This window comes from Leifsonia sp. T36S-04, from assembly GCF_042465655.1.
Taxonomy (GTDB): Bacteria; Actinomycetota; Actinomycetes; order Actinomycetales; family Microbacteriaceae; genus Leifsonia.
On sequence record NZ_CP146286.1, the window covers coordinates 647,556 to 674,031 of the forward strand.

At 70.5% G+C, this 26,476-nt stretch carries 28 protein-coding genes and 1 tRNA gene; 14 read left to right on the forward strand and 15 right to left on the reverse strand.

Annotated features, from left to right (window positions below; genetic code table 11):
• Positions 1–9: 9 nt before the first annotated feature.
• Positions 10–831 carry a class I SAM-dependent methyltransferase gene (locus P3F85_RS03205; protein ID WP_374009813.1) on the reverse strand — a complete coding sequence of 274 codons (822 nt, stop codon included), beginning with the start codon at positions 829–831 and terminating at the stop codon, positions 10–12.
• 54 nt (positions 832–885) lie between these two features.
• Here P3F85_RS03205 and P3F85_RS03210 point away from each other — a divergent pair, with 54 nt between their 5' ends.
• Positions 886–1,635: a phosphoglyceromutase gene (locus P3F85_RS03210; protein ID WP_374009814.1), complete on the forward strand. Its 750-nt coding sequence runs from the start codon at positions 886–888 to the stop codon at positions 1,633–1,635.
• Between the two features lie 104 nt (positions 1,636–1,739).
• On the forward strand, positions 1,740–2,108 hold the full coding sequence (locus P3F85_RS03215; RefSeq protein WP_374009815.1) for a hypothetical protein: 369 nt from the start codon (positions 1,740–1,742) through the stop codon (positions 2,106–2,108).
• 79 nt (positions 2,109–2,187) lie between these two features.
• Here P3F85_RS03215 and phoU read toward each other — a convergent pair whose 3' ends face one another.
• Complete coding sequence (gene phoU / locus P3F85_RS03220; protein WP_374009816.1) at positions 2,188–2,844, reverse strand: phosphate signaling complex protein PhoU; 657 nt, start codon at positions 2,842–2,844, stop codon at positions 2,188–2,190.
• Positions 2,845–3,033: 189 nt separating this feature from the next.
• On the opposite strand from phoU, the gene P3F85_RS03225 reads away from it, so the two are divergent.
• Positions 3,034–4,185, forward strand: a complete 1,152-nt coding sequence (locus tag P3F85_RS03225; protein ID WP_374009817.1) for a sensor histidine kinase — start codon at positions 3,034–3,036, stop codon at positions 4,183–4,185.
• Positions 4,182–4,865 (forward strand): response regulator, encoded by a 684-nt coding sequence (locus P3F85_RS03230; protein ID WP_374009818.1) that lies wholly within the window; start codon positions 4,182–4,184, stop codon positions 4,863–4,865. Before P3F85_RS03225 ends, P3F85_RS03230 begins: the two co-directional genes overlap by 4 nt.
• 65 nt (positions 4,866–4,930) lie before the next feature.
• Here P3F85_RS03230 and P3F85_RS03235 read toward each other — a convergent pair whose 3' ends face one another.
• On the reverse strand, positions 4,931–5,437 hold the full coding sequence (locus P3F85_RS03235) for a hypothetical protein (RefSeq protein WP_374009819.1): 507 nt from the start codon (positions 5,435–5,437) through the stop codon (positions 4,931–4,933).
• Between the two features lie 139 nt (positions 5,438–5,576).
• Here P3F85_RS03235 and P3F85_RS03240 point away from each other — a divergent pair, with 139 nt between their 5' ends.
• From P3F85_RS03240 to rlmB, 5 genes are all read left to right on the forward strand, one after another.
• Positions 5,577–6,059: a CarD family transcriptional regulator gene (locus P3F85_RS03240; RefSeq protein ID WP_021763858.1), complete on the forward strand. Its 483-nt coding sequence runs from the start codon at positions 5,577–5,579 to the stop codon at positions 6,057–6,059.
• A gap of 102 nt (positions 6,060–6,161) precedes the next feature.
• Positions 6,162–7,319 (forward strand): 2-C-methyl-D-erythritol 4-phosphate cytidylyltransferase, encoded by a 1,158-nt coding sequence (gene ispD, locus P3F85_RS03245; protein WP_374009820.1) that lies wholly within the window; start codon positions 6,162–6,164, stop codon positions 7,317–7,319.
• A gap of 77 nt (positions 7,320–7,396) precedes the next feature.
• The gene (locus P3F85_RS03250; protein WP_374009821.1) at positions 7,397–7,777 is read left to right on the forward strand and encodes a nuclear transport factor 2 family protein; all 381 of its coding nucleotides are present in this window, start codon (positions 7,397–7,399) and stop codon (positions 7,775–7,777) included.
• Between the two features lie 26 nt (positions 7,778–7,803).
• A complete protein-coding gene (gene cysS, locus P3F85_RS03255) occupies positions 7,804–9,237 on the forward strand; it encodes a cysteine--tRNA ligase (RefSeq protein ID WP_374009822.1) in 1,434 nt (477 codons plus the stop codon).
• Entirely contained in the window at positions 9,234–10,253 is a 1,020-nt protein-coding gene (rlmB, locus tag P3F85_RS03260; RefSeq protein WP_374009823.1) for a 23S rRNA (guanosine(2251)-2'-O)-methyltransferase RlmB, read from the forward strand. Before cysS ends, rlmB begins: the two co-directional genes overlap by 4 nt.
• 9 nt (positions 10,254–10,262) lie before the next feature.
• Here the strand turns inward: rlmB and P3F85_RS03265 are convergent, their stop codons facing one another.
• Both P3F85_RS03265 and P3F85_RS03270 read right to left on the reverse strand, forming a co-directional pair.
• Entirely contained in the window at positions 10,263–11,564 is a 1,302-nt protein-coding gene (locus P3F85_RS03265) for a DUF4032 domain-containing protein (protein ID WP_374009824.1), read from the reverse strand.
• Between the two features lie 101 nt (positions 11,565–11,665).
• Positions 11,666–12,760 (reverse strand): ABC transporter ATP-binding protein, encoded by a 1,095-nt coding sequence (locus tag P3F85_RS03270; protein ID WP_374009825.1) that lies wholly within the window; start codon positions 12,758–12,760, stop codon positions 11,666–11,668.
• A 274-nt stretch (positions 12,761–13,034) separates the two neighbouring features.
• Between P3F85_RS03270 and P3F85_RS03275 the strand changes: the two genes are divergently transcribed.
• Both P3F85_RS03275 and P3F85_RS03280 read left to right on the forward strand, forming a co-directional pair.
• On the forward strand, positions 13,035–13,931 hold the full coding sequence (locus tag P3F85_RS03275; RefSeq protein ID WP_374009826.1) for a DsbA family protein: 897 nt from the start codon (positions 13,035–13,037) through the stop codon (positions 13,929–13,931).
• Positions 13,932–14,015: 84 nt separating this feature from the next.
• A tRNA-Thr gene (locus tag P3F85_RS03280) sits at positions 14,016–14,091 on the forward strand.
• 570 nt (positions 14,092–14,661) lie between these two features.
• On the opposite strand, the gene P3F85_RS03285 is transcribed toward P3F85_RS03280, so the two are convergent.
• Genes P3F85_RS03285 through P3F85_RS03295 form a run of 3 tightly spaced genes read right to left on the reverse strand, consistent with a single transcriptional unit; the run spans position 14,662 to position 16,992 of the window.
• Entirely contained in the window at positions 14,662–15,060 is a 399-nt protein-coding gene (locus tag P3F85_RS03285) for a PLDc N-terminal domain-containing protein (protein ID WP_374009827.1), read from the reverse strand.
• 22 nt (positions 15,061–15,082) lie between these two features.
• A complete protein-coding gene (locus P3F85_RS03290; RefSeq protein WP_374009828.1) occupies positions 15,083–16,636 on the reverse strand; it encodes a carboxylesterase/lipase family protein in 1,554 nt (517 codons plus the stop codon).
• Positions 16,633–16,992, reverse strand: coding sequence for a YciI family protein (locus P3F85_RS03295; RefSeq protein WP_374009829.1), 360 nt, complete (start codon positions 16,990–16,992; stop codon positions 16,633–16,635). The genes P3F85_RS03290 and P3F85_RS03295 overlap by 4 nt, the downstream gene beginning before the upstream one ends.
• Positions 16,993–17,178: 186 nt before the next feature.
• Between P3F85_RS03295 and P3F85_RS03300 the strand changes: the two genes are divergently transcribed.
• Positions 17,179–18,129 carry a siderophore-interacting protein gene (locus P3F85_RS03300; RefSeq protein ID WP_374009830.1) on the forward strand — a complete coding sequence of 317 codons (951 nt, stop codon included), beginning with the start codon at positions 17,179–17,181 and terminating at the stop codon, positions 18,127–18,129.
• Between the two features lie 21 nt (positions 18,130–18,150).
• On the opposite strand, the gene lepB is transcribed toward P3F85_RS03300, so the two are convergent.
• Positions 18,151–18,885, reverse strand: coding sequence for a signal peptidase I (lepB, locus tag P3F85_RS03305; RefSeq protein ID WP_374009831.1), 735 nt, complete (start codon positions 18,883–18,885; stop codon positions 18,151–18,153).
• Between the two features lie 198 nt (positions 18,886–19,083).
• On the opposite strand from lepB, the gene P3F85_RS03310 reads away from it, so the two are divergent.
• Both P3F85_RS03310 and P3F85_RS03315 read left to right on the forward strand, forming a co-directional pair.
• Positions 19,084–20,436: a peptidoglycan DD-metalloendopeptidase family protein gene (locus tag P3F85_RS03310; protein ID WP_374009832.1), complete on the forward strand. Its 1,353-nt coding sequence runs from the start codon at positions 19,084–19,086 to the stop codon at positions 20,434–20,436.
• A 54-nt stretch (positions 20,437–20,490) separates the two neighbouring features.
• Positions 20,491–21,828, forward strand: a complete 1,338-nt coding sequence (locus tag P3F85_RS03315; protein WP_374009833.1) for a phosphotransferase — start codon at positions 20,491–20,493, stop codon at positions 21,826–21,828.
• A 103-nt stretch (positions 21,829–21,931) separates the two neighbouring features.
• Here P3F85_RS03315 and P3F85_RS03320 read toward each other — a convergent pair whose 3' ends face one another.
• The 6 genes from P3F85_RS03320 to paaA are packed head-to-tail and all read right to left on the reverse strand — an operon-like array spanning position 21,932 to position 26,407.
• The gene (locus tag P3F85_RS03320) at positions 21,932–22,702 is read right to left on the reverse strand and encodes an enoyl-CoA hydratase/isomerase family protein (protein WP_374009834.1); all 771 of its coding nucleotides are present in this window, start codon (positions 22,700–22,702) and stop codon (positions 21,932–21,934) included.
• Positions 22,703–22,712: 10 nt separating this feature from the next.
• Entirely contained in the window at positions 22,713–23,801 is a 1,089-nt protein-coding gene (paaE, locus tag P3F85_RS03325) for a 1,2-phenylacetyl-CoA epoxidase subunit PaaE (protein ID WP_374009835.1), read from the reverse strand.
• Between the two features lie 2 nt (positions 23,802–23,803).
• Positions 23,804–24,289, reverse strand: a complete 486-nt coding sequence (gene paaD / locus P3F85_RS03330; RefSeq protein WP_374009836.1) for a 1,2-phenylacetyl-CoA epoxidase subunit PaaD — start codon at positions 24,287–24,289, stop codon at positions 23,804–23,806.
• Positions 24,283–25,122 (reverse strand): 1,2-phenylacetyl-CoA epoxidase subunit PaaC, encoded by an 840-nt coding sequence (gene paaC / locus P3F85_RS03335; protein WP_374009837.1) that lies wholly within the window; start codon positions 25,120–25,122, stop codon positions 24,283–24,285. Before paaC ends, paaD begins: the two co-directional genes overlap by 7 nt.
• Positions 25,119–25,436 carry a 1,2-phenylacetyl-CoA epoxidase subunit PaaB gene (gene paaB, locus P3F85_RS03340; protein ID WP_374009838.1) on the reverse strand — a complete coding sequence of 106 codons (318 nt, stop codon included), beginning with the start codon at positions 25,434–25,436 and terminating at the stop codon, positions 25,119–25,121. Before paaB ends, paaC begins: the two co-directional genes overlap by 4 nt.
• Positions 25,433–26,407 (reverse strand): 1,2-phenylacetyl-CoA epoxidase subunit PaaA, encoded by a 975-nt coding sequence (gene paaA / locus P3F85_RS03345; protein ID WP_374009839.1) that lies wholly within the window; start codon positions 26,405–26,407, stop codon positions 25,433–25,435. The genes paaB and paaA overlap by 4 nt, the downstream gene beginning before the upstream one ends.
• Between the last annotated feature and the right edge of the window lie 69 nt (positions 26,408–26,476).

A 26,476-nucleotide genomic window follows, 5' to 3' on the forward strand; every position in this document is an offset into this window, starting at 1 on the left:
CGACTCACGTCACTCGCCCGGCGAGACGGCCTCCCACGCGACCGTCAGTTCCCCCAGCCGCCAGCGCTTGCGGCCGCCCAGGACCGGCCAGCCCGCACCGCGCATCCCCTCGGCCACCGCGATCCAGCGCTGCCTCGGACCGTAGGCGGCGAGAGGCGATTGGATGCGCCACTCCCGATCGAGGTCGGAGAGGAACCGGTGCACGCGCTCGCCCGGGATGTTGCGGTGGATGAGCGCCTTCGGCAACCGTTCCGCGACGACGGAGGGTGCCGCGAGGCCGCGCCTGCGCAGCGAGATCGTGAGCGACCGCGGGCCGTCCCTGTCCAGCGCGATCCAGCTGGCGATCCGCCCGATCTCGTCGCAGGTGCCCTCGACCAGCACGCCGTCCGGCTGCAGGCGGGAGCGCATCCGCTCCCAGGCGGCGGGGACATCCACCTCGCGGTACTGGCGCAGCACATTGAACGCGCGGATGACCGCCGCCTGCCTGCCGTCGGGGAGGGGGACCTCGAACCCGCCCAGGCCGAAGCCGATGCGCGCGGCCGGGTCGAACGGAGTGCCGCCCGCCCGCACCCGGGCCAGCTGCTCGTTAGCCGTGCGGACCCGGCCCGGCTCGATCTCCAGGCCCAGCACCTCGACGTCGGCGCGCGCCTTCGCCAGACGCTGGTGCAGTTCGAGGGCGGTCACGCCGCTCGCGCCGTACCCCAGGTCGACGACGAGGGGGTCGACGGCGCGCCGGAGTTCCGGGAGCGCCGCGATCCACCTGTCCACGCGCCGCAGCCGGTTGGTGTTCGTCGTGCCACGCGTGACCGTGCCGACGGCTCCGGATGCCATCCTTCCAGTCTGCCAGCGCGGCGGCGTGCCACCGTCACGCGATAGATTGGAGGCATGGCCGCTCCCTACACCCTGATCCTCCTGCGCCACGGCAGCAGCGAGTGGAACGAGAAGAACCTGTTCACCGGCTGGGTCGACGTGCGTCTCAGCGAGACCGGCGTCGCCGAGGCGAAGCGGGCGGGCGAACTGCTGCGCGACTCCGGGCTCCAGCCCGACGTGCTGCACACCTCGGTGCTGACCCGCGCCATCCAGACCGCGAACCACGCGCTCGATGTCGCCGACCGGCTGTGGATCCCGGTGGAGCGCTCCTGGCGTCTCAACGAGCGGCACTACGGGGCGCTCCAGGGCCTCGACAAGGCCGAGACGCTCGAGAAGTACGGGCCGGAGCAGTTCCAGCTGTGGCGTCGGTCGTTCGACGTCCCGCCCCCGCCGTTGCCGGACGACAGCGAGTTCTCGCAGGTCGGCGACCCGCGCTACGCGGGGCTCGGTGACGACCTTCCGCGCACGGAGTGCCTGAAGGATGTCATCGCGCGGATGCTGCCCTACTGGGAGTCGGACATCACCCGCGACCTCGCGGCCGGTAAGACGGTGCTCGTGACCGCGCACGGCAACTCGCTGCGCGCGCTGGTCAAGCACCTCGACGGCATCTCGGACGAGGACATCGCCGGGCTCAACATCCCGACGGGCATCCCGCTCGTGTACAAGCTCGACGAGGACTTCGCTCCGATCGAGCCGTCGTACTACCTCGATCCCGAGGCCGCCGCAGCCGGTGCCGCCGCGGTCGCCGCACAGGGCAAGAAGTAGCCACGACCAGCACGTTCGTCGTCGTCGCGTTCCTCCCGGGACGCGGCGACGACGCGTTTCCGGAGGAGTTCCCCGTCGGAGACTGGCCGCTGCACATCACGGTCGTGCCACCGTTCGAGACGGACCTCGACGCCGAAGCGGTGGCTGCGCTGGTGCCGCGGGTGCCGCCCATCCCGGTGACCGGCGCGGGGCACGAGCGGTTCGGTGCGCACGCGACGGTGCCCGTGACCGTCGTGCACGACTCCGTTGCGCTCCAGGCGCTGCACGTGGCCCTGGTGGATGCTCTGGAGGCGTCGGGCGCCACGATCCGCGACCAGCGCCACATCCGCGACGGCTACCGCCCGCACGCGACCGACCAGCGCGGCGGCCGGCTCCACCCCGGCGAGCACGCCCTCCTCACCGCGCTCTCCGTCGTCGCGCGGTCCCCACACGCCCGCCGCCACGTCGCCGCGGGCATCCCCCTCCGCCCGTAGCCCGCGAGCACAGGAAAAATGTCGCCCTCGCGGACGGAGGACGACATTTTTCCTGTGCTCGACGGCTACGGCTGCGGGGTCAGGAGGCCAGTTCGGGGGCCCAGTCGCCGGTGGCGAGGTACTGGACCTTCTTGGCGATCGAGACGGCGTGGTCCGCGAAGCGCTCGTGGTAGCGGGACGCGAGGGTCGCGTCGACCGTGTCGACGGCCTGGCCCTTCCACGTCTCGCCGAGGACCTTGTCGAACACGCTGATGTGCAGCTCGTCGATGTCGTCGTCGTCGTTCCGGATCTCGTCGGCCAGACGGATGTCCTGCGTGCGGAGCAGCTCGGCCAGCTTCTCGGCGATCTGCACGTCGAGGCGTCCCATCTCGGAGAACGTCGAGCGCAGGCTCTTGGGCACGACCTTGTCGGGGAACCGGTAGCGCGCGAGCTGCGCGATGTGCTCGGCCATGTCGCCCATCCGCTCCAGCGACGCGCTGATGCGCAGGGCGCTGACGACGATGCGGAGGTCGCGGGCGACCGGCTGCTGCCGGGCGAGGATCTGGATGGAGAGCTCATCGAGCAGGACGGTCAGCTCGTCGATGCGGTGGTCGTTGGCGATCACGTCTTCGGCGAGGCTCACGTCGGACTCGTTGAACGCCTCTGTCGCGTTCTTGATCGAGAGGACGACGAGCTCCGCGATCTCGACCAGCCGGTCCTGAACCTCCGCCAGCTCCTGCTGGAAGACTTCGCGCATGGGGGTGTTCCTTCCTTGCGTGTGCGGGCACACGACATGCCGGTCTTTTGACCGCCTACGAATGTTCCCGAGGGCAGGTTAACAAACGGTGCCGTCCGACTGAACAGTGTCTAACGTACCCGCGAAAAGACGCGGCCGGTGGCGGCATCCGTCTCAGCGGGCCCAGCGTGATCACCTACGCTTGGGGCCATGGACTCCGCCGGGTTGGTGCTGCTGTCGCTGGGCCTGGGGCTCGCCGTCGGCGCCGGTTTCGTGTGGATCCTGCACATCGCGGAGCGTCGCGGCCACAATGCGGTCCAGGTGGCGAACCCGGCGGTGCCGGACGGCGTCGAACAGGTGCTCGACGCGATGGAGTCGGCCGGAGTCGTCCTCGACCCGTCCAACAACGTGATCAAGGCCTCGCCCGGCGCGCACTCGATCGGCCTGGTGTGGAACGGCGCGCTCGTGCATCCGCAGCTCGTGAACCTGGTGGACCGCGTGCGGCGCACCGGCGAGTCGATCACCGAGGAGTGCGAACTCTCCCGCGGCCCGTTCGGCGACGCCAACATCCACCTCAGCGTGCGGGTGGCGCGGCTGGGGTCGCGCTACGTCCTGCTGCTCGCGGAGGACCGGACCGAGTCCTACCGGCTCGACGCCGTGCGCCGCGATTTCGTCGCCAACATCAGCCACGAGCTGAAGACTCCGATCGGGGCGGTGGGCCTGCTTGCGGAGGCGCTCGACGACGCCTCCGACGATCCTGCCCAGGTGCGGCGCTTCGCCCTCCGGCTCTCGGAGGAGGCGCAGCGTCTCGCCCGGATCACCCAGGACATCATCGAGCTCAGCCGGCTCCAGGCGACGGATGCGCTGGGCACGGCCACCGAGCTCTCCGCCCACAAGGTGGTCAAGGCCGCCATCGACCAGAACCGGGTGGCGGCCGAGACCCGCAACATCGAGCTGGCCATGCGCGGCGACAAGCAGGCGCAGGTGTTCGGCAACGAGACCCTGCTGGTCACCGCCGTGCACAACCTCATCTCGAACGCGATCCAGTACTCGCCCGATGACTCGCGCATCGGGATCGGCGTCCGCAATGCCGGCGGGGTCGTCGAGATCGCCGTGACCGACCAGGGCGAGGGCATCCCCGAGGAGGACCTGGATCGCGTGTTCGAGCGATTCTTCCGCGTCGATCAGGCCCGCTCCCGCAACACCGGCGGAACCGGGCTCGGCCTGTCGATCGTCAAGCACGCCGTCCAGAACCATGGCGGCGAGGTGCGCGTCTGGTCGCAGCCCGGACGCGGTTCGACGTTCACGATCCGCCTGCCCGAAGCCTCCACTGCCCGGACCCCGATAGGAGACAACCAGTGACATCCATCCTGCTCGTCGAGGATGAGGGCGCGCTCAGCGAGCCGCTCGCCTACCTGCTCAAGCGCGAGGGCTACGAGGTGGAGGTCGCCGAGGACGGACCGAGTGCGCTCGCCGCCTTCGACCGGAACGGCGCGGACCTCATCCTGCTCGACCTGATGCTGCCCGGCATCCCGGGCACCGAGGTGTGCCGCGAGATCCGGACCCGCTCGAGTGTCCCGATCATCATGCTGACGGCCAAGGACTCCGAGGTGGACATCGTGGTCGGGCTGGAGCTCGGCGCCGACGACTACGTCACCAAGCCGTACTCCTCCCGCGAGCTGCTCGCCCGCATCCGTGCGGTCATGCGCCGCCGGGTCGAGGAGGAGGCACTGCAGGATGACAGCGTGCTGGAGGCGGGGACCGTGCGAATGGATGTGGACCGCCACACGGTCGCCGTGAACGGGTCCGAGATCTCCATGCCGCTGAAGGAATTCGAGCTCCTCGAACTGCTGCTGCGGAATGCCGGCCGGGTGCTGACCCGGGGTCAGCTGATCGACCGGGTGTGGGGGAGCGACTACTTCGGCGACACCAAGACACTCGACGTGCATATCAAGCGCATCCGGTCGCGGATCGAGGAGAGCCCGTCCGAGCCGCGGATGCTCGTCACCGTGCGGGGGCTCGGGTACCGCTTCAACGCCTGAGCGCGGAGACGACGAAGCCGCCCGGTGCGTTGCGCCGGGCGGCTTCGTGATGTGTGGGGTGACCTCTACCGGGCAGACGGCAGAATCGTCGGCGGCACGAGGCTGTTGTATTCGGGCAGCTGGCCGTCGAGCACGGGAACCTTGAGGTTCACGCCGGTCTGGTCGCCGTACTGGAAGAAGACCGAGTAGAGGCCGCCGGGCTTGGTGGTGAACTCGGGGATGAGAACGTTGCTGGAGCCGCCGTTCTCCGGGTCCTGGCCGAGCTGCTTGACCTGACCGGGCTGCACGGTGACGTGCGCGGCGGACGAGCTGCCGTCGCCGGCGCTGATCGCCACACGCCGGGCCGCGTCGCCCGTATTCACCAGGGTGACCACGAGGTTGCCCACCGTGCCGTTCTTGGCATCCGTCACGATGATCGCGTTGCGGACGTCGACCGTGCCGACCGAACCGCTCACCCCGTCGCTCGCGTCGTAGTGCTTGGTGGTGGCCTGCGGAGCGACGAAACCGCATCCTGCGGTCCCGAGTGCGACGGCCAGGGCGAGGGCGACGGACGTCGCGACTCGAGCTTTCACGGATGACCCTCCCGGTGGAATTTTCAGTGCAACTCTATCCCATCGGGAGGAGGCTCCCGGGGCCTCGGGAGGCGCGGGGGCGAACCTTAGCACGAGGCTCGTGTGGTATCCTATTCATTGCTGAAGGGACAACAAATCTATGCTTTTCGAGGTTGGCGAGACAGTCGTCTATCCGCACCACGGTGCCGCAACGATCACCGAAGTCAAGAAGAGAATCATCAAGGGTGAAGAGAAGCTCTACCTCAAGCTCAATGTGACTCAGGGCGACCTCACCATCGAGGTTCCCGCCGAGAATGTCGACCTGGTCGGCGTCCGCGACGTCATCGGCAAGGAAGGCCTCGACCGCGTGTTCGAGGTCCTGCGCGCTCCTTTCACCGAGGAGCCGACCAACTGGTCCCGCCGCTACAAGGCGAACCTTGAGAAGCTCGCCTCGGGCGACGTCATCAAGGTGTCCGAGGTCGTTCGCGACCTGTGGCGCCGCGACCAGGACCGCGGTCTGTCCGCCGGTGAGAAGCGCATGCTCGCCAAGGCGCGGCAGATCCTGATCTCTGAGCTGGCGCTGGCCGAGAAGACCGACGACGAGAAGGCTTCGAGCCTGCTCGACGAGGTGCTGGCCTCCTAGCCCGCTCCCGACGAATCGCGAAGCCCCGCCGCACGCACTGTGCGGCGGGGCTTCGTCGTGTGTGGCTCCCTCGCGCGGCGGGGCGGGCGGTACGGTGGGCGAGTGGACAGCATCTCCCGGCCGCGCGTCGCGGTCGTCATCGTCGCCGCCGGCTCCGGGACGCGACTCGGCGCGGGACTCCCCAAGGCGTTCGTGACCCTGCAGGGGCGGACGTTGCTCGAGCATTCGCTGCATGCCGTGCGCGGAATGCGGCACGACGCGCACCCGATCGTCGTGGCGCCGGCGGACCTGCTGGCGGAGGCGACGGAGCTGGCCGAGCGCGCATACGGACGCCCGGTCACGGTCGTGGCCGGCGGAGCGACCCGGCAGCGATCGGTGGGGGAGGGACTCGCGGTCGTCGACCCGCACACCGAGGTCGTCCTCGTGCACGACGCCGCGCGGGCGCTCGCCCCGGCGACGCTGTTCGACGCCGTCGTCGACGCCGTCCTGGAGCGCGGCTACGGCGTCGTCCCCGGGCTCCCGGTCAGCGACACCATGAAGCGGGTCGGCGCGGACGGCGCGGTGCACGAGACCGTCGACCGCTCGGCGCTCGCCGCGGTCCAGACGCCGCAGGGCTTCCCGCGGGAGCAACTGCTGACCGCATATGCGCTCGCCGAGAGCGACGAGACGGACGACGCGGGACTGGTGGCGGCGGCCGGCTTCCGCGTGGATGTGGTGCCCGGCGACGCGCACGCGTTCAAGGTCACGACGCCGTGGGACCTGCGGCGGGCGGAGGAGTTGCTCGCGGGTACCGCCCTGCCCCGGATCGGGACCGGCAGCGATACGCACGCCTTCGACCCGTCCGCCGAACTGTGGCTGGCCGGTCTCCACTGGCCGGGTGAGCCCGGCCTCGCCGGCCACAGCGACGGTGACGCCGTCGCTCACGCGATCGTCGACGCGCTGCTGTCGGCGGCGGGACTCGGCGACATCGGCGAGGTGTTCGGGACGGGCGACCCGCGGTTCTCGGGAGCGCACGGCGACGTCTTTCTGGCGGAGGCGCGGCGACGCGTTGAGGGGGCCGGGTTCCGGATCGGCAACGTCGCCGTGCAGGTGATCGGCAACCGTCCCAAGCTCAGCCCGCGACGGGCCGAGGCGGAACAGCGGCTGTCGGCCATCCTCGGCGCACCGGTGTCGATCGGCGCGACGACGACCGACGGACTGGGCTTCACCGGTCGCGGCGAGGGCATCACCGCGCAGGCGACCGCCCTCCTGCTGTCCTGACGCACTCGCCAGGGTCGGCGGCCGGGCCTACTGTGGCCTCGGGAGCGTCCCGGGACCGGGGTGCGGAGAGGACGGACATGGCAGTCACCGACGCGGAGACCGTTGCGCGGCGCTACATCCAGGTGGTGGGAGCGCACGACGAAGACCTCCTCGACGATCTGCTCGATGTCGCGCTCGTCGCGGAGTTCGCCGGGTCGACGCTCGACAAGGAGGGATGGCGGGCCGCGCTTCACCGCCTGATGCCCGCCCTCGTGCGCAACGAGATCCGCGAGGTGTTCAGCGCCGGCGATCGGGCCTGCGTGATCTACGACTTCGTCACCGACACCTCGGCCGGAGCGGTGCGGTGCGTCGAACTGCTGACCGTGCGCGACGGCCGGATCGCGCACATCGAGTTGCTGCTCGACCGGGCCGCGTTCGCCCCGGTGAACGAGGAGCTCGCGCAGCGCGCTGCCTCCTAGCCGCCTCGCCCTCTAGGCTGGTGGGCGTGACTCTGCGACTCTTCGACACGAAGGCGGGCGCCCTGCGCGACTTCGTCCCGCTGCGCGACGGCGAGGTCGGCATGTACGTATGCGGCCCGACCGTTCAGTCGTCCCCGCATATCGGGCATCTGCGCTCGGCCCTGGTGTACGACCAGCTGCGCCGGTGGATGACCTACCGGGGTCTCGACGTCACCCTCGTGCGCAACGTCACCGACATCGACGACAAGATCCTCGCCAACGCCGCCGCGGCGCAGGCCGAGGGCGGCAGCGAGGAGTGGTGGGCGCTCGCGTACCGCTTCGAGCTGGAGTTCACCGACGCCTACCGGGCGATCGGGGTTCTGCCGCCGACCTACGAGCCACGCGCGACCGCCAGCATCCCGCAGATGCAGGAGATCATCGAGCGCCTGATCGCCGCCGACCACGCCTATGTCGCCGCCGACGGCTCCGGCGACGTGTACTTCGACGTGAGGAGCTGGCCGTCGTACGGCCAGCTCACGCGGCAGAGTATCGACAACATGGAGGCCGCCGCGGACGCCGACCCGCGCGACAAGCGCGACCCGCGCGACTTCGCGTTGTGGAAGGGGCGGAAGGCCGACGAGCCCGACTCCGCAGCCTTCCCCTCTCCGTGGGGGGACGGCCGCCCGGGATGGCACATCGAGTGCTCCGCGATGTCGCGGCGGTACCTCGGGCCGCAGTTCGACATCCACGGCGGCGGCCTCGACCTCCGCTTCCCGCACCATGAGAACGAGCTCGCGCAGTCGACGGCCGCCGGAGACGCCTTCGCGAACTACTGGGTCCACAACGGGCTGGTACACGTGAACGGGCAGAAGATGAGCAAGTCGCTGGGCAACTCGGTCTATGCGGCCGATCTGCTCGGGGCTGCGCGTCCCCTCGTTGTCCGTTACTACCTCGGCTCGGCGCACTACCGCTCCACCATCGACTTCCATGACGGCTCGCTCAGCGAGGCTGAAGCTGCCCTCGACCGGATCGCCGGCTTCTTCGAGCGCGTGGACCGCCGGCTGGCGGGCACCCGCTTCGCAGGACATGGTGTGGAGGTCATTCCGCACGCCTTCGCGGAGGCGATGGATGACGACCTCGCGGTGCCGCAGGCTCTCGCCGTGCTGCACGACACCGTGCGTTCAGGGAACGCGGCACTGGATGCGGAAGACTTGGAGGCGGCGGCCACCGCCCGCGGGCACGCGCTCGCGATGACGGAGGTGCTGGGCATCAACCCGCTGTCGCCGCAGTGGCGCGTGGGCGGCTCGAACGCGGCGGAGTCCGCACTCGGGGAGCTGATCGGCCGGTTGCTGGCCGACCGGCAGGACGCCCGGGCCGCACGAGACTTCGCGGCAGCCGATCGCATCCGCGACGAGCTGACCGCGGCAGGAATAACCATCGAAGACACCCCGACGGGGTCGCATTGGAGCATCGGATCATGAAGAACTCGGGTGGAAAGCCCCGTGCCGGGGCGGTGCGCAAGAGCAAGAAGGGCGCCCAGGTGGGCACCGGCGGTCACGGCCGCAAGGCCCTGGAGGGTCGCGGACCGACCCCGAAGGCGGAGGACCGCGACTACCACCCCGCCGGCAAGGCGAAGGCCCTGCGCGAGCGGGCGGCAGCCAAGGCGGCACTACGCGGAGGCCGCGACACCGCGCCGCGCGGCGCGTCCGGCGCCTCGCGCCGCGCCAAGAGCGGCGACGAGAGCGAGATCGTGACGGGTCGCAACTCCGTGCTCGAGGCCCTGCGTGCGGACATCCCGGCCACCACGCTCTACATCGCGGCCCGGGTGGAGTTCGACGACCGGATGAAGGAGATCCTCTCCATCGCCGCTCGCCGCAATCTGCCCATGCTCGAGGTCATGCGGCCCGAGCTCGACCGGCTGGCCGGACGCGACGCCGTGCACCAGGGCGTAGCGCTCAAGGTGCCGCCGTACGAGTACGCCCACCCCAGCGACCTCCTGGACCGGACCATCCGTGCGGGCCAGACGCCGCTGTTCGTCGCCCTCGACGGCATCACCGACCCGCGCAACCTCGGAGCGATCATCCGGTCGACCGCGGCCTTCGGCGGCCAGGGCGTCATCGTCCCGCAGCGCCGCTCGGTCGGCATGACCGCCTCCGCCTGGAAGACCTCGGCGGGCGCCGCGGCGCGTACACCGGTCGCCATGGCGGCGAACCTGACCCAGACGCTCAAGGACTTCAAGAAGGCCGGGGTCTTCGTCCTCGGCCTCGACGGGGGAGGGGACACGTCCCTCCCGGGTCTGTCGTTCGCCGACCGGCCGGTCGCGATCGTCGTAGGCAGCGAGGGCAAGGGCCTCTCCCGCCTGGTGACCGAGACGTGCGACGCCGTCGTGTCGATCCCGATCAGCGCCGCGACCGAGTCGCTGAACGCGGGCATCGCCGCGAGCGTCACCCTTTACGAGATCTCCAAGCTGCGCGCCGAAGGCCGCTCCGGCACCTGAGCGGGGCCGTCAGACCTTCGAGCGCCAGTCGTCCTCGTCGTCGTCATCGTCCACGGCGGCGGCGCCCATCACCGGAATGGAGATGGTCTCCGTCGGCGGGGCGATGACGGTCGCCTCGTCGCGGCGGTGCCGCAGGATGTCGTTGATGTAGGAGGTCAGCGCCTCGGCCAGAGGAACGTCGCGTCCCTCCTTCTGCGACATGAACCAGCGGTGCTCCAGGAGCTGGTGGAACACCTCGGCCGGCTCCAGCTTGCCCTTCAGGTCGGCCGGGATGGAGCGGATGACCGGCTCGAAGACGCGCAGCAGCCACTCGTGCGCCATCGCTTCTTCGTCCAGACCCTCCTTGCCGACCGTCGCAGAGTACGAGTCCAGGTCGTTGAGCAGGCGCCGGGCCTGGTTCTCGCCGGTGTCGAGTCCGGTCAGTCGGAGGAGGCGACGCTGGTGGTGCCCGGCGTCGACGACCTTCGGCTGGATGCGCACCTTGGTGCCCTCCTCCGAGGTCTTGATCGCCAGCTCCTCGATGTCGAAGCCCAGTTCGTTCAGGCGCTCGACGCGTTCGCTGATGCGCCAGCGCTCCGACGACGAGAACGATTCGCTGCCGGTCAGCTCCTTCCAGAGCGACCGGTACGCGGCGACGATGCCATCGGAGAGGCGGATTGGGTCGAGGTCCTCGTCCGCACGGCCGCCGGCCTCCAGATCCATCAGCTCGCCGGCGATGTTGACGCGGGCGATCTCCAGGTCGTTCTCGCGCTGGCCGTTCGAGAGCCCGCCCTCGTACAGCTGACCGGTCTCCGCGTCCACCAAGTAGGCGGCGAAAGCGCCGGCGTCACGCCGGAACAGGGTGTTCGACAGCGAGACGTCTCCCCAGAAGAAGCCCACGATGTGCAGGCGCACCAGCAGCACGGCGAGGGCGTCCACGAGTCGGGTGGCCGTATCCGGACGCAGCGTCTGCGAGAACAGTGCGCGGTACGGGAGGGAGAACTTCAGGTGCCGGGTGACCAGGGCGGCGTTGAGCGGCGTCCCGTCGTCGTCGGTGCGGTTCTTGATCACCGCGACCGGATCGACGCACGGCACGTCGTAGCGCTGGAGGGTGCGCAGCATGTCGTACTCGCGCTGCGCCATCTCGGCCGTCGTCTCCTTGATGGCGATGACGTAGCCGGAGAGGTTCGCAAAGCGAACGAGGTGCCGGCTGATGCCCTTGGGCAGCAGTGCGATGTGCTCGTTGGACCAATCCTCGAGGGGGATGTTCCACGGCAGATCGAGAAGCGCCGGGTCGACGGTCGCTGCGGTGATGTTGACGGATCCGGCCACGGTGGTCCTCCGGTCGGTGGTGAGAAAAGCACTCTGCCGCAGCCCGATCCGGACTGCGGCAGAGTGAGGAATCGCTCCTCTAGTGAATCAGCCTGGACGGCTCAGTCGACGACAGCTCCGCCGAGGCGCTCGCCCGTCTCCGCGTGGAACGCGTGGACGTGGCCCGGCTTCGGGGTGATGTAGACGGTGTCGCCCGCGTTCGGGTGAACGCGGCCGTCGACGCGGCCGACGATGTCGGTGCGCTTGCCGTCGATCTCGGAGTGGCCGTAGAGGTAGCCGTCGGCGCCGAGCTCCTCGACGAGGTCGACCGTGACCTTCAGGCCGGTGCCCTCGGTGGCGGACACGACGACGTCCTCGGGACGGACACCGATGGTGACCGCCGGGCCGGCGTTCGCGATGGTCTCACGCTCGACCGGGACGACCGAGGTGCCGAACTTGACGCCTCCGTCGGTGACGTCGGCCGAGAACAAGTTCATGGCCGGGCTTCCGATGAAGCCGGCGACGAACACGTTGTTCGGCTGCGCGTACAGGTCGCGCGGGGTGCCGACCTGCTGCAGGACGCCGTCCTTGAGGACCGCGATGCGGTCGCCCATGGTGAGGGCCTCGGTCTGGTCGTGGGTGACGTAGACCGTGGTGACGCCGAGGCGGCGGGTCAGCGAGGCGATCTGGGTGCGCGTCTGCACGCGGAGCTTCGCGTCGAGGTTCGACAGCGGCTCGTCCATCAGGAACACCTGGGGGGAGCGGACGATCGCGCGGCCCATGGCGACGCGCTGACGCTGACCACCGGAGAGCGCCTTCGGCTTGCGGCCGAGGTAGGGCTCGAGGTCGAGCAGCTTGGCGGCCTCCAGAACGCGCTGGGCGCGCTCCTCCTTGCCGACGCCGGCGATCTTGAGCGCGAAGCCCATGTTCTCGGCGACCGTCATGTGCGGGTACAGCGCGTAGTTCTGGAACACCATCGCGATGTCGCGGTCCTTCGGCGGCACGTCGGTGACGTTGCGCTCGCCGATGAAGATGTTGCCATCGTTGACCTCTTCGAGGCCCGCGAGCATGCGGAGCGAGGTGGACTTGCCGCAACCGGAGGGACCGACCAGGACGAGGAATTCGCCGTCGGCGATGTCCAGGTCGAGTGCGTCCACGGCCGGGCGGGTGGATCCCGGGTAGAGCCGGGTGGCCTTGTCGTAGGTGACTGTCGCCATGTTCTTCGTTTCTCCTTCACCGGCAGGTACGTGCCGGACGATCCGTTGTGAATGGATGAGTGTGGCGTCGACATCCGATGGCGTCGGTGCCACGTGGCCATAATATGGCATCAGCGGACGTGCTCTGCACCGACCGCGTCCAGCCGTCGTCTGGTCGATTCCCAGACTGCCGGTTTACGCTGTCCCGGTTGTGTGCGCCGAAAGCGCGCAGTCCGCTGCGTCCCCCGCGCGGCCCGTTCGATCCCGAGAGCAGCATCCGGAAGATATGAGTCACATGACCGACCCCGACGACAGCCGGCCCGGCGATGTCCGCGCGGCTGCCCGGGAGAAAGCTCGTCAGCTCCGCACCACGCACCAGCGCAAGGAGCGACGCCGTCGCGCTCTCCTCGGCGGCGGCATCACGATCGGAGTCCTCGCCGTTCTGGCGATCGTGGCCGTCGTGATCATGAGCGCGATCCGTCCGACCGTTCCCGGCCCCAAGAACATGGCGAGCGACGGGGTCGTCGTCGGCTCCGGCCTCAAGGTGAAGACCACCACGTCCCTGGCGGCGGATGCCAAGCCGGTCGCGAGCACCCCCGATCCGAAGGGGAGCACGGTCGACATCCGGATCTACGCCGACTACCTCTGCAAGCTGTGCGGCGACTTCCAGCGCACCAACCTCGATCAGCTGCAGCCGCTCGTCAAGAACGGCGCGGTGACGGTCGAGATGCACCCGGTCGCCATCTACACGAGCCACTCGGCCGGGACGAAGTACTCCCTCCGCGCGGCCAATGCCGCCGCCTGCGTCGCCAACTACGACCCGAACGCGTTCTGGAAGTTCAACGCGTCGCTGTTCGAGAAGCAGCCGGCCGAGGGCGGCCCCGGACTGAGCGATGAGGTGCTGAAGAAGCGCGTCGAGGCTGCGGGCGCGACCAGCTCGAGCCAGATCGACTCGTGCATCGATGACGGCCGATTCAAGAGCTGGGTGACCACGGCCAGCGATCGAGCCCTCAGCGGCCCCATCCCGAACTCGGACGTGCCGAAGATGACCAACGCCCTCCTGGTGCTCGTCAACGGCAAGCCGTACACCGGTTCGCTGACGAGCGCGGACGACTTCAAGGCATTCATCCTCCAGGCGCAGGGCGACGAGTACACGTCGACGCCCACCCCCACGCCGACGCCGAGCCCCTGACCGCGCGGTACGCATAGGCCGTGTGGCCGTTGACTGTGGCCGTGGAGCGGCTGCCCTAGGATGGTGGCGGCGGGCGACCGTCATGCCGGCTTAGCTCAGTTGGTAGAGCACTCGCCTTGTAAGCGAGCGGTCGCGGGTTCGAGTCCCGCAGCCGGCCCCACTCCTGTGCCTCGCCTGGTCGCACCGGCCGCGATCGCCGCCCCGGTGTCGACGCGCCCGGTGAGAAGCCGGTCGAGGGCCTCCTGCGGGCTGATCGAGCGGCGCACCGCCTCCTCCCACACGCGTTCGAACGCCGCGTGACTCACGGTGAGGGACCGGACGGCCCGGCGTCGTCGCTGCGGTGCAGCGGCCGGCATGCGCAGCAGCCGCTCGCGAAGCAGGAACGGGATGTTGTCGACGGGCGCTATGCCGCGCTTTCCCTCCCGCAGTGAGACGACCAGATCGCCGGTCGTCGTCGCGTGCCGCACCTGGGCCAGGGTGAGCCCGGTGATCCGCGCGAACTCGTCGACCGGGATGAGAGCCGGGAGCTTTCCGGCGTACTCCTCGGCGATGACCCTGCGAAGGCGCAGCCAAGCGTCTCGCCGGGTGTGGGTGCCCGGTGCCTCGGGCGCCGTATGGTCAGACATGCTCGTTCCCCGTTCCTTCGGTGGTGCCGCGATGCGGCCCTTACCTTAAGGACGAGCTGCGTGCGCCCGCGTGACGCGACGCTGAGGTTACTGTCAGGCTCGGCTCAGGAGACGCCGCCCGCATCCTTTCGGCGGCGCAGTTCCTCTTCCAGCTGATGGATGCGGAGGTCGCGCTCGGCCGCAGCGATCTCGCGATCCAGCGCGGCCAGCTGAGCCTCGGTGCTCCCGGCGTCGCCCTCGGCCGGGTCCATAGGCGCGGGCGGGTGCGGCGGTGCGGCCGGTGCCGACCGCGTGACCGGCATCCGCAGTGTGCTGCGACGCGTCGATCCCGCGCGTTCGCGACCCAGCGTCAGCCACAGGATGCTGCCGACGAGCGGGAGCAGGATGACGACGAGCACCCACACGACCTTCGGCAGGACGCGCACCTCGTCCTTCGGCCGCTGGATGATGTCGGCGAGTGCGAACACGACGAACGCGAACACGATCAGCGTCAGCACCACCATGCGGCCGAGTCTAGGAGCAGGCTCAGCCGAAGGACAGGATCTGCTCGCCCCACCCGGCGCGGAGCGCGGCGTCGAGGTCGGGTATAGCGCGGTCGTCGCGGTCGATGAGCAGCGTCGAGCGCTCTCCTCGGTCGTAGCCGGCCCATCCCTCACCGGGAGCCTCGCCGTGCGCGAAAGCCGTCCACCGCGCCCGCATCCGGGCCGACACCTCCGCTGCCGCCCGCCGCCCGCCCAGCAGGAAGGACGGGTCGTGCGGCAGTCCGCCGAACTCGCCCCAGACGTACGGGAGGTCGGTGGCGTGTGCGGCTCCGATGCCGGCGATCCGGAGCAGCGGAGGGGCGAAGTCGAACCGGTACAGATAGGTCGGTGCGACGGTCGAGTGCCCTGCGGCCAGCCAGAGGACGGGCATCCGGAAGGCGATGTCGGTGGCGACCCGGACATTCCGTGAGAGCGGCGCGTTCGCGTACGCGGCCCGCACCCGTTCACGCGACGGGACCTGGATGCCGTCTGCACCTCCCGCCCGCTCCTGCTCGTCGCGCATGGCGGCGAACATCCGCTCTAGCGCCGGTCGCCGGATCGGCAGCAGGGGCGACCGCATCAGCCGGAACAGGGTCGCCTCGTCACGGTTGGTGCCGACCACGAGGGGAACCGGCAGGCCCCGGCCTTCGCTCAGCACACGTAGCGGCGGCTCCGACAGGAGGTCGTCGCCGACGACAGGCGCAAAGGCCAGGGTGCCGGGATGCTCGCGCGGCACTTCGGCGTACACCGCGGCTCCGGCGTCCACGATCGCCTCGACCGGCAGCTCCCGGACCGCCTCGCCGTCGTGGGACCCCAGACCGAGGTGCGTGAGGAACCGGCGGGCGGCCGACCCGGACCGCTCCGGCCCGTACATCGAGCCCGCCGGCGGGCTCTGTGCGATCGCGCGGTGGAAGAGGCCCTCGGTGGCCGGTGACGCGAGCAGAGCGGTCACCAGCCCGGCGCCGGCGCTCTGCCCGAACAGGGTCACAGCTCCGGGGTCGCCACCGAACGCGTGGATGTTGTCGCGCACCCAGCGCAGGGCGAGCAGGACATCCCGCAACGCGACATTGGTCTCGGCACCGGGGACGCCGGCCGCGGTCAGGTCGAGGAAGCCCAGCGCGCCGAGCCGGTAGTTCAGGGTGACCAGCACGACGTCGCCGTCGACCACCAGGCGGTCCCCGCGGTAGACGAGCTGGCTGGAGGCGCCGAGAGCGTAGGCGCCGCCGTGCAGCCAGACCATCACGGGCCGTGGCCGTCCGTCTGCCGGCGCGGCGGAGGGCCGGACGACGTTGAGGAACAGGCAGTCCTCGTCCATCCGGGGTCCACCCGGCTCACCGGGCGCCAGGGGCACGGACGGGTTGGGACGCTGCGGCGCGGCCGGTCCGAACCGCACGGCCTCGGCGACACCGACCCAGGGAGCCGCGGGCACGGGACCCCGCCAGCGCAGCCGGCCGGTCGGCGGCTCCGCGTAGCGGATCCCGCGCCAGGCACGGACGCGGCCGTCGTCACGGCCGCGGACGGCGCCCGCTGCCGTGACGACGACCGGCCGATCGCTCACGCGGGGGTGGTCTCCTCCCACTGCATGAACGGCCGCAGCTCCAGCTGCCCGTTGCGTGCCATCGGGTGGCGCGACGCGATGTCGATCGCCTCGTCCAGGCTGTCCACCTCGAGGATGTCGAATCCGCAGATCCACTCCTTCGTCTCGGCGAAGGGCCCGTCGGTGACGTAGCGCTTACCGTCGCGCACGCGCACGACGCGCGACTCGGCCGGAGCCTGCAGCACCTCGCCGATGACGCGCTTGCCGCTCGCGTCCAGTTCATCCACCCACAGGTCGACGTCGGACTCGTCGGACTCGGTGTCCGGATTGCTGTCGGTGATCACGAACATCATGTATTTCATTGTCTCTGCCTTCATCGTCTCTGTCCTCTCGATAGCGAACGCTTCACAGGGGCGTCGAACGGAGCGGCCGTCGCTCGACATTCTGGCAACGATCGGGTGCGGAGGTCACGATCCAGTGCATCATCAGGAGGGCGGACAGGTGGTTAGTGTAGCCTTACCTTAGTCCCGCATCCTGTCCCGAACCCGACCCGGAAGACCGCCGTGACCATCCTCGCACCGACCCGCACGGAGCGCCCGAGGCCCGCCTACCGGCCCTATAGCGCGACCGTCGCAGAGGTCAGGAAGCTGAGCCCGCACTTCACCCGCGTCACGTTCCGGAGCGACGACTTCGAGCACTTCGGGACCGAGTGCCTCGACCAGCGCATCAAGCTGTTCTTCCCCCTGGCGGACGGCACCTTCCCGGATCTCGGGGCCGACGACGAAGACGCGCACCTCGCAGGCGACTGGTACGAGCGCTGGCGCGGGCTGCCCGAGCACCGGCGCAACCCGTTCCGCACGTACACCGTCCGGGCCATCGACCCGGAGGCCTGCCGCCTCGACATCGACTTCGTCGCGCACGGCGACGGCGGTCCCGCCGCCCGCTGGCTGCTCTCCGCGCGCCCCGGCGACCAGCTCGTCGTGGTCGGCCCGGACGCCCGGAGTCCCCACCGGGGGGTCGGGATCGACTGGCGCCCGGGCGACGCACGCGAGCTGCTCCTCGTCGGCGACGAGACGGCCGCTCCGGCCATCGCGTCCATCCTCGAGGCGCTTCCTGCCGACCGTCGGGCGCGCGCCTTCATCGAGGTGCCGTCGCCGGAGGATGTGCTCGACCTGCGCCTGCCGGACCAGGCGAGCGTCACGTGGCTCGCCCGAGGGGAGGACGCCGTCACCGGCGACGCTCTGGTACCCGCGGTCCAGCGCTGGCTGGCCGCGCACCCGCGGGTCGTCGCGGCGGCGGCCGCGGCCGGGGTGCAAGGCCTCGACGACGTGGATGTCGACCTCGACGTGCTCTGGGAGAGTACGGAGAACGCGCACGGCGGCTTCTACGCCTGGATCGCCGGGGAGTCCGCCGCGGTCAAGACGCTCCGCCGGATGCTCGTGCGAGACCACGGGATCGACCGGTCGCAGGTCGCCTTCATGGGCTACTGGCGACGGGGTCGCGCCGAGAACTGACGCCCGCCGCGGGTCCGCTGCTTACTTGTCTTCGCGCTCGACGCCGCGGAAGACGTCCGGGTAGTCGTCCAGCCAGCTCCAGTGGCTGACCGGCCAGCTGACCACGAAGGCCTTGCCGACGACATCCGACAGGGGGACGAATCCCTTTCCCGGATCGTCCATGTGGTACCGGGAGTCGGCCGAGTTGTACCGGTTGTCGCCCATCACCCAGACCGAACCCTCCGGGACGGTGACGTCGAACGACTTCTCCGAGACGGCCTGCACTCCGGCCGGGAGGAGCACGTACGGCTCCTTCAGCGGGACGCCGTTGACGCTCATCTGGCCGAGGGCGTTGCAGCAGGTGATGTGATCGCCGGGCAGCCCGATGAGGCGCTTTACGAGGTGCTGGTCGGAGTCGGAGGCTCCGAGCCCGACGAAGTCGAGCACGGCGCCGATGCCCTGCTGGACGGCGTTGCCGGTCTCCGGCGGGGCCGGGGGCAGCCAGCCGCCCGGGTCTTTGAAGACCACGACGTCGCCGCGCTGCAGGCCGAACACCTTCGGCTGCAGCTCGTTCACGATGATCCGGTCGTTGATCTGGAGGGTGTTCTCCATCGATCCGGACGGGATGTAGAAGGAGCGCGCGACGAAGGTCTTGATCAGGAACGAGACCAGGACGGCGACGACGAAGATGACCACCACATCCCGCAGCAGGGTCTTCCAGCTGGACGTGCGTCGCGCGGAGCGCCGCGGGCGCGCGGTGGCGGTACTGTCGGTCACAATCTCTCACCGTAACGTGCCGAGCCTGTGAGCCGCATCCAACCCTGTTCGGGTGCCTTGCTCCTGGCAGACGTCGGTGAGAACATCTCATTACGGGTCGACGGCGTCTGCGGTCGACCCGCTCACATCATGCGCAGAGCGTTCGCGGTGCCCAGGACGGCGACGCGGTCCGGGGGGCCGCGCCTCCTTCATGCTGGCGTGGTCCTCGCGCTGGTCGCGGGGGGTGTGCTGGCCTTCCCGACGGCGGCCTCGGCCGAGGACTGCGGTGTCGCGTGCGCGTCCACGCCCGCGCCGACGGAGTCTGCGACGGAGACCCCGAGCCCGGCTCCCACGACAAGTCCCGACCCCACACCGACGGCGGACCCGACTCCGACGCCTGATCCGACGCCGACCCCCGACCCGACGCCGACCCCCGATCCCACACCGACGCCCGACCCGACACCGACCCCGACACCGACCCCGACTCCGACGCCGGATCCGACGACGCCTCCGCCGCCCACCGACTCCGGAACCACGCCGCCGCCCAGCGACGACATCACGCTGACCGTCCCCGACCTCCCGGCGTTCGATCAGGTGGACCCCTCGCAGCTCGAGCAGACCGTCCAGCTGGCGAGCGAGCTCGCCGCGGCACAGCAGCAGCTCTCCGACGCCACCCAGCAGTCCGACAGCATGCAGCGCGAGCACGACCGGGCACAGGCGGCGGCCGATGCTCTCCTGAAGCAGGCTCAGGCCGAAAAGAAGCGGGCCGGCGAAGCGGCGGCGCTCGCCACCGCCCTGCTCCGCTCCTCCGGCGCGCACTTCCTCGCCCGCGACCCGCTCAGCACTGCCCTGCAGGGTCCGGGCGACCTGCTGACGAAGCTGGGCGCCGCCGACCGGCTCGCGACGCTCACCGCGCACCGCGATGCGGCCATCCGTACGGCCACGGCCGAGAAGCAGGCCGCGCAGAAGCTGGCGCGACAGGCGCAGAGCGCTGTGGACGCCGTCGGCGCGATCGACCTGGACGGCAGCCGGCAGGCGGTCGCCGAGGCGCAGTCGCGGGTGGATGCGGCGTCCGCGGCCCTCGCGTCCGCGCCGACCGTCATCGAGGCGGGCTCGGGCTGGCAGGTGCTGACCTCCGACCCGGCGCTCGTCGCGGGCGGCTGGGCGCTCCCGGTCCACGGCGGCCTGACCGACGTGTTCGGCCCCCGTCCCTCCCGGCCCCTCGGGACGGATCCGTTCCACCCCGGCGACGACATCGGGGCCTCCTGCGGCACCACCATCTACGCGGCCGCCGCCGGCACGGTCGAGCGGGCCGGACCGTTCAGCGGCTACGGCAACTACGTGCTCATCGACCACGGCGGCGGCGTCGAGACCGCCTACGGCCACATCCGGGACGGCGGTATCGGAGTGACGGTCGGGCAGCAGGTCGCAGCGGGCCAGCCGATCGCCCAGGTGGGATCGACAGGCCTCTCGACGGGCTGCCACCTCCATTTCGAGGTCCACGTCAACGGCCTGCAGATCGACCCGCAGCCCTTCATGGCCGCGCGCGGCGTCGTGCTCGGCACCCGCTGAGGATTCCGTGCGAACCCCTGCGCGCAACCGCGGGTGCGGGCGTACGGTTCGGATATGACCGAACTCACCGAGCTCGTCGGCACGTGGATGCGGCGCCAGCGCTGGTACTCGACGAAGAACGTCGAACCCCGCCTGCGCCTTCTCGCCTCCTTCGACGCCGAACCGGCGGCCACGGATGCCCGCATCGTCACTCACTTCTTCTGCGACGACGCGCCGCGGACCCCGCGCGTCTACCAGGTGCCCGTGGTGGCCCGGCCAGAGCGCGACGGCGACGAGGCGGCCCTCATCGGCGAAGCCGGCGGCCGATACCTCTACGACGGCCCGACCGAGGAGGCGTATGTCGCGACCCTCGTCCAGCTGATGATGGGCGCCGAGCGCGCCGAGGGCCGTGAGGCGCACGCTCAGGGGCACACGCTCGGCGAGCGGGTGGCGGTGCGCTCCTCCCGCAGGCTCACGGGCGAGCAGTCCAACACCTCCATCGTGGGAGAGCTGGAGGACGGGCGTCGCGTCCTCATCAAGGTCTTCCGGGTGGTCCAGGACGGAGAGAATCCGGATGTGTCCACTCTCGCCGCGCTGACTCGCAACGGTTCGCGGCGCACCCCGTCGCTGCTCGGCTGGCTGACCGGCCGCTGGCCCACCGCGGACGGCCGCACGGCCTCCGGCGAGCTCGCCCTCATGCAGGACTTCGTCCCCGGTGCAGAGGACGGGTGGGAGCTGGCCGTCAGCGCCGCCGAACGCGGCGAGGACTTCACAGACCGCGCCTTCGACCTCGGGTCGGGCACGGCGGAGCTGCACCGGCTCCTGGCGCAGGCGTTGCCGACCTCGCGTGCCTCGAGAGAGGACGTGGCCGTCGCGCTGGACGGCATGTTCCGCCGGCTGACGGTCACGACGACCGAGGTTCCGGAGGTCGAGGAGCTGAGGGCCGGGATCGCGGCGGTGTACGAGGAGGCGGCCGCCGCGCCGCTGCCACTGCTGCAGCGCATCCACGGGGACCTGCACCTGGGGCAGGTGCTGTTTTCGGCCGAGCGGGGGTGGCAGTTCATCGATTTCGAGGGCGAGCCGCTGCGGCCGCTGGCGGAGCGCGCCATCCCGGACGCCACCATGCGCGATGTCGCCGGGATGCTTCGGTCGTTCGACTACGTCGCCGGCTCGCTGGCGCGGCGTGATACGCCGGTGGATGCGAGTAGCTGGGCGGCGGATGCGCGACGGACGTACCTCGGGGGCTACGCGTCGGTCGCGGGTGCCGAGATGGACGACTTCCGGCTGCTGCTCGACGCGTTCGAGCTCGACAAGGCCGTGTACGAGATCGCGTACGAGGCGCGGCACCGCCCGTCCTGGATCCCCATCCCGCTCGCCGCCGTGGAGCGCCTCCTTGCTACGCGCGTCGCGTAACCCCCCTCTTCCATCCCGCGAAGTGCACGTAGTGGTCGAAAAACCCGCGGAATAGCCGCCACTACGTGCACCTCGGCGGAAGGAAAGGGGGGAGTGGGACGGGTCAGTGGCCGGTGAAGTGCGGGTTGCGCTTCTCCTGGAAGGCGCGGAAGCCCTCGCGGTAGTCGTCCGTGTCGCGGAGGGCCGCCTGCGCGGCGTTCTCGGCGGCGACCGAGGACCAGAGGCTGAGGGAGCCGTCGCGCAGGCCCGCTACGATCCGCTTGCTCGCCAGGAACGCCTGCGTGGCTCCCGTCGCGGCGGCCGCGGCGGCGGCATCCACTTCCTCCCGTAGCGACGGCGACGGCAGCGCCCGCGAGAACAGGCCGCCCGCGACCGCCTCAGTGCCCGAGAGGAGCCGGCCCGAATAGATGAGGTCGAGAGCGCGGTGCGGGCCCAGCCGCGAGACGAGCAGCCAGTGCCCGCCCGAGTCGAGGGCGGCGCCGAGGGCGGCGAACGGCGAACCGACCTTCGCATCCTCTGCCACGTAGACGACGTCGGTCGCCACCAGCAGCCCGAGTCCGACGCCGAGGCACGCCCCCTGAGCGGCGGCGAACGTCGGCGCGGGGAAGTCCGCGATCCGTCGCAGCAGCGGCGTCACCAGGTCGTCGAGGTAACCCGAGACGTCATCCGTCGCCGGATCCACCCCGGCGATGTCGCGGCCGGCGCAGAACGCGCGACCCTCGCCCCGCAAGACCAGGGCGCGCACGCCGGCGGCCTCGGCGTCCGCGTACGCCGCAGACAGGGCGCGCAGGTCGTCCGGCCCGAGAGCATTCAGCCGCTCGGGCGCGTTCAGCGTCACCCGGGCGATCCCGTCGGCGATCTCCAGCTCGATCACGCGGCTCCTCTCAGACGTCGTAGTCGACGACGACGCGGTCGGTCAGTGGATGCGACTGGCAGGTGAGCACGTAGCCGCGTTCCAGCTCGTCCGGCTCCAGGGCGTAGTTCTCCGTCATCCGCACATCGCCCGAGATCAGCCGCGCTCGGCAGGTGCCGCAGACGCCGCCGGTGCAGGCGAACGGCACGTCCGGTCGCACGCGGAGAGCGGCGTTCAGCACCGACTCGTTCGCATCCACCGGTGTCGTCACGGTCGACGTGAGACCGTCCAGCGTGAACTCGATGTCGGCCGTGCGCTCGCCGTCGTGGACGACCACCGGCCGCCCGCTGTCGCCGCGCACCTCGCCGGGCTCGCCGGTGGTGAACAGCTCGAAGTGGACGCGCTCGCGCGCCACCCCGTACGACTCCAGCACATCCCGGCACAGCTGCACCAGCTCGAACGGCCCGCAGAGGAACCACTCGTCGACGGTGTCCGGCGGCACCAGCGTGTCGAGCATCCTCCGCAGCCGCTCCTCGTCGATGCGGCCGGAAAGAAGGGGAGCCGACCGCTGCTCCCGTGACAGGACGTGGTGGAGCGCGAGGCGCGATGGGTAGCGGTCCTTGAGGTCCGCCAGTTCCTCCAGGAACATGACGTCGATGGCCGTCCGGTTCGTGTAGACCAGCGTCACGCGCGAGGTGGGGGAGTCGCTCAGGATGCCGGTGGCCAGCGCCATCAGCGGAGTGATGCCCGATCCTGCGGCGATGCCGACGATGTGGTGGCCCGCGGTCCGCGCGGGATCGAGGGTGAACGTGCCCTGGGGACTCATCACGTCGATCCGGTCGCCGGGCCGAAGCTCGCTGGTCGCCCAGGTGGAGAAGGCTCCGCCGAGGTCGCGCTTGATCGCGACGCTGATCCGGCCGGGAGCGGGCGGGCGGCACAGGGAGTAGCTGCGCCGCAGCTCGCGACCCGCGACGTGGGCGCGCAGCGCGACGTGCTGGCCGGGGAGGTAGTCGTACTCGCCGTGGAGCTCGTCGGGGACGGCGAAGGTCACCTCCACGCTCGCGGCGGTCAGCGGACGCACCTCGGCGACCGCGAGCGTGTGGAAGCGGGCGCGCGCCATCCTCAGAGCGCCTTGAAGTGATCGAAGGGCTCGCCGCAGGCGCGGCAGACGAACAGCGCCTTGCACGCGGTGGAGCCGAAGTGGGCCACCTCGCGGGTGTCGAGCGAGCCGCAGTGCGGGCACTTCACCGAGAGGCTGAGCCTGACCGGGCCCCCCGTCATCGACGGCGGGGCGATGCCGTACTCCTTGAGGGCCGAGCGGCCGGCGGCGCTGATCCAGTCGGTGGTCCACGCGGGGGAGAGGGCGAGCCGCACGCGCACCTCAGCGAATCCCGCGGCCGAGAGGGCGCGGACCACATCCTCGCGGATCGCATCCATCGCGGGGCAGCCGGAGTAGGTCGGCGTGATGACGACCTCCACGCCGTCGTCGGAGACGGTCACCTCGCGCAGCACGCCCAGGTCGTCGATGCTCACGACGGGCACTTCCGGGTCCACGACTGCGGCGGCCGCGGACCACGCCCGCGCGGCGTCGGCGTGATGCGTCACCATGACGCCCCCGGATGCTGACGTGCCAGCACCTGCAGCTCGGCGAGCAACGGCGCCAGGTACTCGGAGTGGCGCCCGCGCCGGCCGCCGCCCGCCGCATGGAACGCCTGCGGCAGTTCGAGTCCGGCCTCCGTGAGCACCGGCGCGATGTCGGCGTCGAACGCGGCGCGGAGGGAGGACGGGCGGACGGCGATGCCGTCCAGCGCGTCCAGGAGCCGCCCGTCTCCGCCCGATTCGTCCGAGAACAGTTCGTCGACGTACGGCCATACGTCCTCCAGCGCGCGGAGGGTGCGGCGACGGGACTCGTCCGTGCCGAGCGCGAGGCGCAGCATCCACTGGTCGGCGTGGTCCCGGTGGTAGTCGACCTCTTTGACCGCCTTCGCAGCGACCCCGGCCAGCACGGGGTCGGTGGAGGCGCGCAGCCGGTCGTAGAGCAGGTACAGATAGTGGGAGGCGGCGAACTGGCGGACGATCGTGTGCGCGAAGTCGCCGTTCGGCTGCTCGAACAGGTGCGCAGAACGGAACCCGCCCTCGTCGCGCCAGTAGGCCAGGTCGTCCTCCGTGCGCCCTGAGGCAGAGCCCGCGTACCGCAGCAGCGAGCGGGCGTGGCCGAGCAGGTCGAGCGCGATGTTCGCGAGCGCGACATCCTCCTCCAGCTCGGGTGCGCGCGTGATCCACATGCCCAGCCGCTGGGCCAGTACGAGGGAGTCGTCGCCGAGCCAGAGGGCGTACTCGGCGACCTCGGGGGTCGGCGGGATGTCGGACGCGACGAACTCGTCGGAGAGGGTCACCGCACTGAGTTCGACGTGGCCGTGGTCGAGGTGGGCGTCGGTCATAGGTGCTTCACCCCGTCCGCAGCGGTGTAATAGGTGGCGTGCCGGTAGTTCTTGCCGGCGGGGGAGGTGAAGAAGGCGCCCTTCGCGTCCGGGTCGCTCGCCGTGATCGCGTCGGAGGGGACGACCCAGATCGAGACTCCCTCGCCGCGGCGCGTGTACAGGTCGCGGGCGTTGCGCACGGCGAGCTCTTCGTCGGGCGCGTGCAGGGAGCCGACGTGGACGTGGCTCAGGCCGCGGGATGCGCGGACGAAGACCTCCCAGAGCGGCCACGGCTCGGTGGCCGGGTGCTCGGAGGTCGGGCGCTCGGCGGTCATGCCGCGGCCCCCGCTCCGGCGCGCGCCTCGGCCTGCTTCGCGGCGTACGCCGCCGCGGCCTCCCGCACCCAGCGTCCCTCCTCGTGCGCCTCGCGGCGCCGCTGCAGGCGCTGGGCGTTGCACGGGCCGCGGCCCGCGATGATCTCGTGCAGCTCGGTCCAGTCGATCGGGCCGAGGTCGTAGGCCTGGCGCTCCTCGTTCCAGCGCAGGTCCGGGTCGGGAAGGGTCACGCCCAGGGCCTCCGCCTGCGGGACGAGCATCGCGACGAACCGCTGTCGCAGTTCGTCGTTCGAGAAGCGCTTGATGTTCCACGCCATCGAGCGGGCGGAGTTGGGGGAGTCGGCGTCCGGCGGGCCGAACATCATCAGCGACGGCCAGTACCAGCGGTCGACCGCATCCTGAGCCATGCGCTGCTGCTCGGGGGTGCCGCGCATCAGCGACAGCAGGATCTCGAATCCCTGCCGCTGGTGGAACGACTCCTCCTTGCAGATGCGGACCATCGCACGGCCGTAGGGAGCGTACGAGCAGCGGCAGAGCGGCACCTGGTTGCAGATCGCCGCGCCGTCGACGAGCCAGCCGATCGCACCGATGTCGGCCCAGCTCAGGGTCGGGTAGTTGAAGATCGACGAGTACTTGGCCTTGCCCGACAGCAGCTGCTCGGTGAGCTCGTCGCGGGTGATGCCGAGCGTCTCGGTGGCCGAGTAGAGGTAGAGACCGTGGCCCGCCTCATCCTGGACCTTCGCCATCAGGATGGCCTTGCGCTTCAGACTCGGAGCGCGCGTGATCCAGTTGGCTTCGGGCTGCATCCCGATGATCTCGGAGTGCGCGTGCTGCGACATCTGGCGGATGAGCGTGCGGCGGTAGTCGTCGGGCATCCAGTCGCGCGGTTCGACGCGGTTGTCGGCGGCGATGAGCTCGTCGAAGCGGGCCTGGCCGACGACGTCGTCCGTCTCGGTGGTGGCGGTGGTCATCATCGACCCTCCAGTCGCGGATCAATACTTACTGATCGTTCGGTCAGTATATCCGCATGGAGGGGCTGC

Bases quoted from the DNA above. Each gene is read 5' to 3' on its own strand.
- P3F85_RS03240 (WP_021763858.1), top strand. From the start codon at position 5,577: ATGCTTTTCGAGGTTGGCGAGACAGTCGTCTATCCGCACCACGGTGCC.
- P3F85_RS03250 (WP_374009821.1), top strand. From the start codon at position 7,397: ATGGCAGTCACCGACGCGGAGACCGTTGCGCGGCGCTACATCCAGGTG.
- paaD (WP_374009836.1), bottom strand. From the start codon at position 24,289: ATGGTGACGCATCACGCCGACGCCGCGCGGGCGTGGTCCGCGGCCGCC.
- P3F85_RS03225 (WP_374009817.1), top strand. From the start codon at position 3,034: ATGGACTCCGCCGGGTTGGTGCTGCTGTCGCTGGGCCTGGGGCTCGCC.
- P3F85_RS03295 (WP_374009829.1), bottom strand. From the start codon at position 16,992: ATGAAGGCAGAGACAATGAAATACATGATGTTCGTGATCACCGACAGC.
- rlmB (WP_374009823.1), top strand. From the start codon at position 9,234: ATGAAGAACTCGGGTGGAAAGCCCCGTGCCGGGGCGGTGCGCAAGAGC.
- P3F85_RS03285 (WP_374009827.1), bottom strand. From the start codon at position 15,060: ATGGTGGTGCTGACGCTGATCGTGTTCGCGTTCGTCGTGTTCGCACTC.
- paaC (WP_374009837.1), bottom strand. From the start codon at position 25,122: ATGACCGACGCCCACCTCGACCACGGCCACGTCGAACTCAGTGCGGTG.
- P3F85_RS03315 (WP_374009833.1), top strand. From the start codon at position 20,491: ATGACCGAACTCACCGAGCTCGTCGGCACGTGGATGCGGCGCCAGCGC.
- phoU (WP_374009816.1), bottom strand. From the start codon at position 2,844: ATGCGCGAAGTCTTCCAGCAGGAGCTGGCGGAGGTTCAGGACCGGCTG.
- paaE (WP_374009835.1), bottom strand. From the start codon at position 23,801: ATGGCGCGCGCCCGCTTCCACACGCTCGCGGTCGCCGAGGTGCGTCCG.
- paaA (WP_374009839.1), bottom strand. From the start codon at position 26,407: ATGACCACCGCCACCACCGAGACGGACGACGTCGTCGGCCAGGCCCGC.
- P3F85_RS03205 (WP_374009813.1), bottom strand. From the start codon at position 831: ATGGCATCCGGAGCCGTCGGCACGGTCACGCGTGGCACGACGAACACC.
- paaB (WP_374009838.1), bottom strand. From the start codon at position 25,436: ATGACCGCCGAGCGCCCGACCTCCGAGCACCCGGCCACCGAGCCGTGG.
- P3F85_RS03275 (WP_374009826.1), top strand. From the start codon at position 13,035: ATGACCGACCCCGACGACAGCCGGCCCGGCGATGTCCGCGCGGCTGCC.
- P3F85_RS03270 (WP_374009825.1), bottom strand. From the start codon at position 12,760: ATGGCGACAGTCACCTACGACAAGGCCACCCGGCTCTACCCGGGATCC.
- P3F85_RS03210 (WP_374009814.1), top strand. From the start codon at position 886: ATGGCCGCTCCCTACACCCTGATCCTCCTGCGCCACGGCAGCAGCGAG.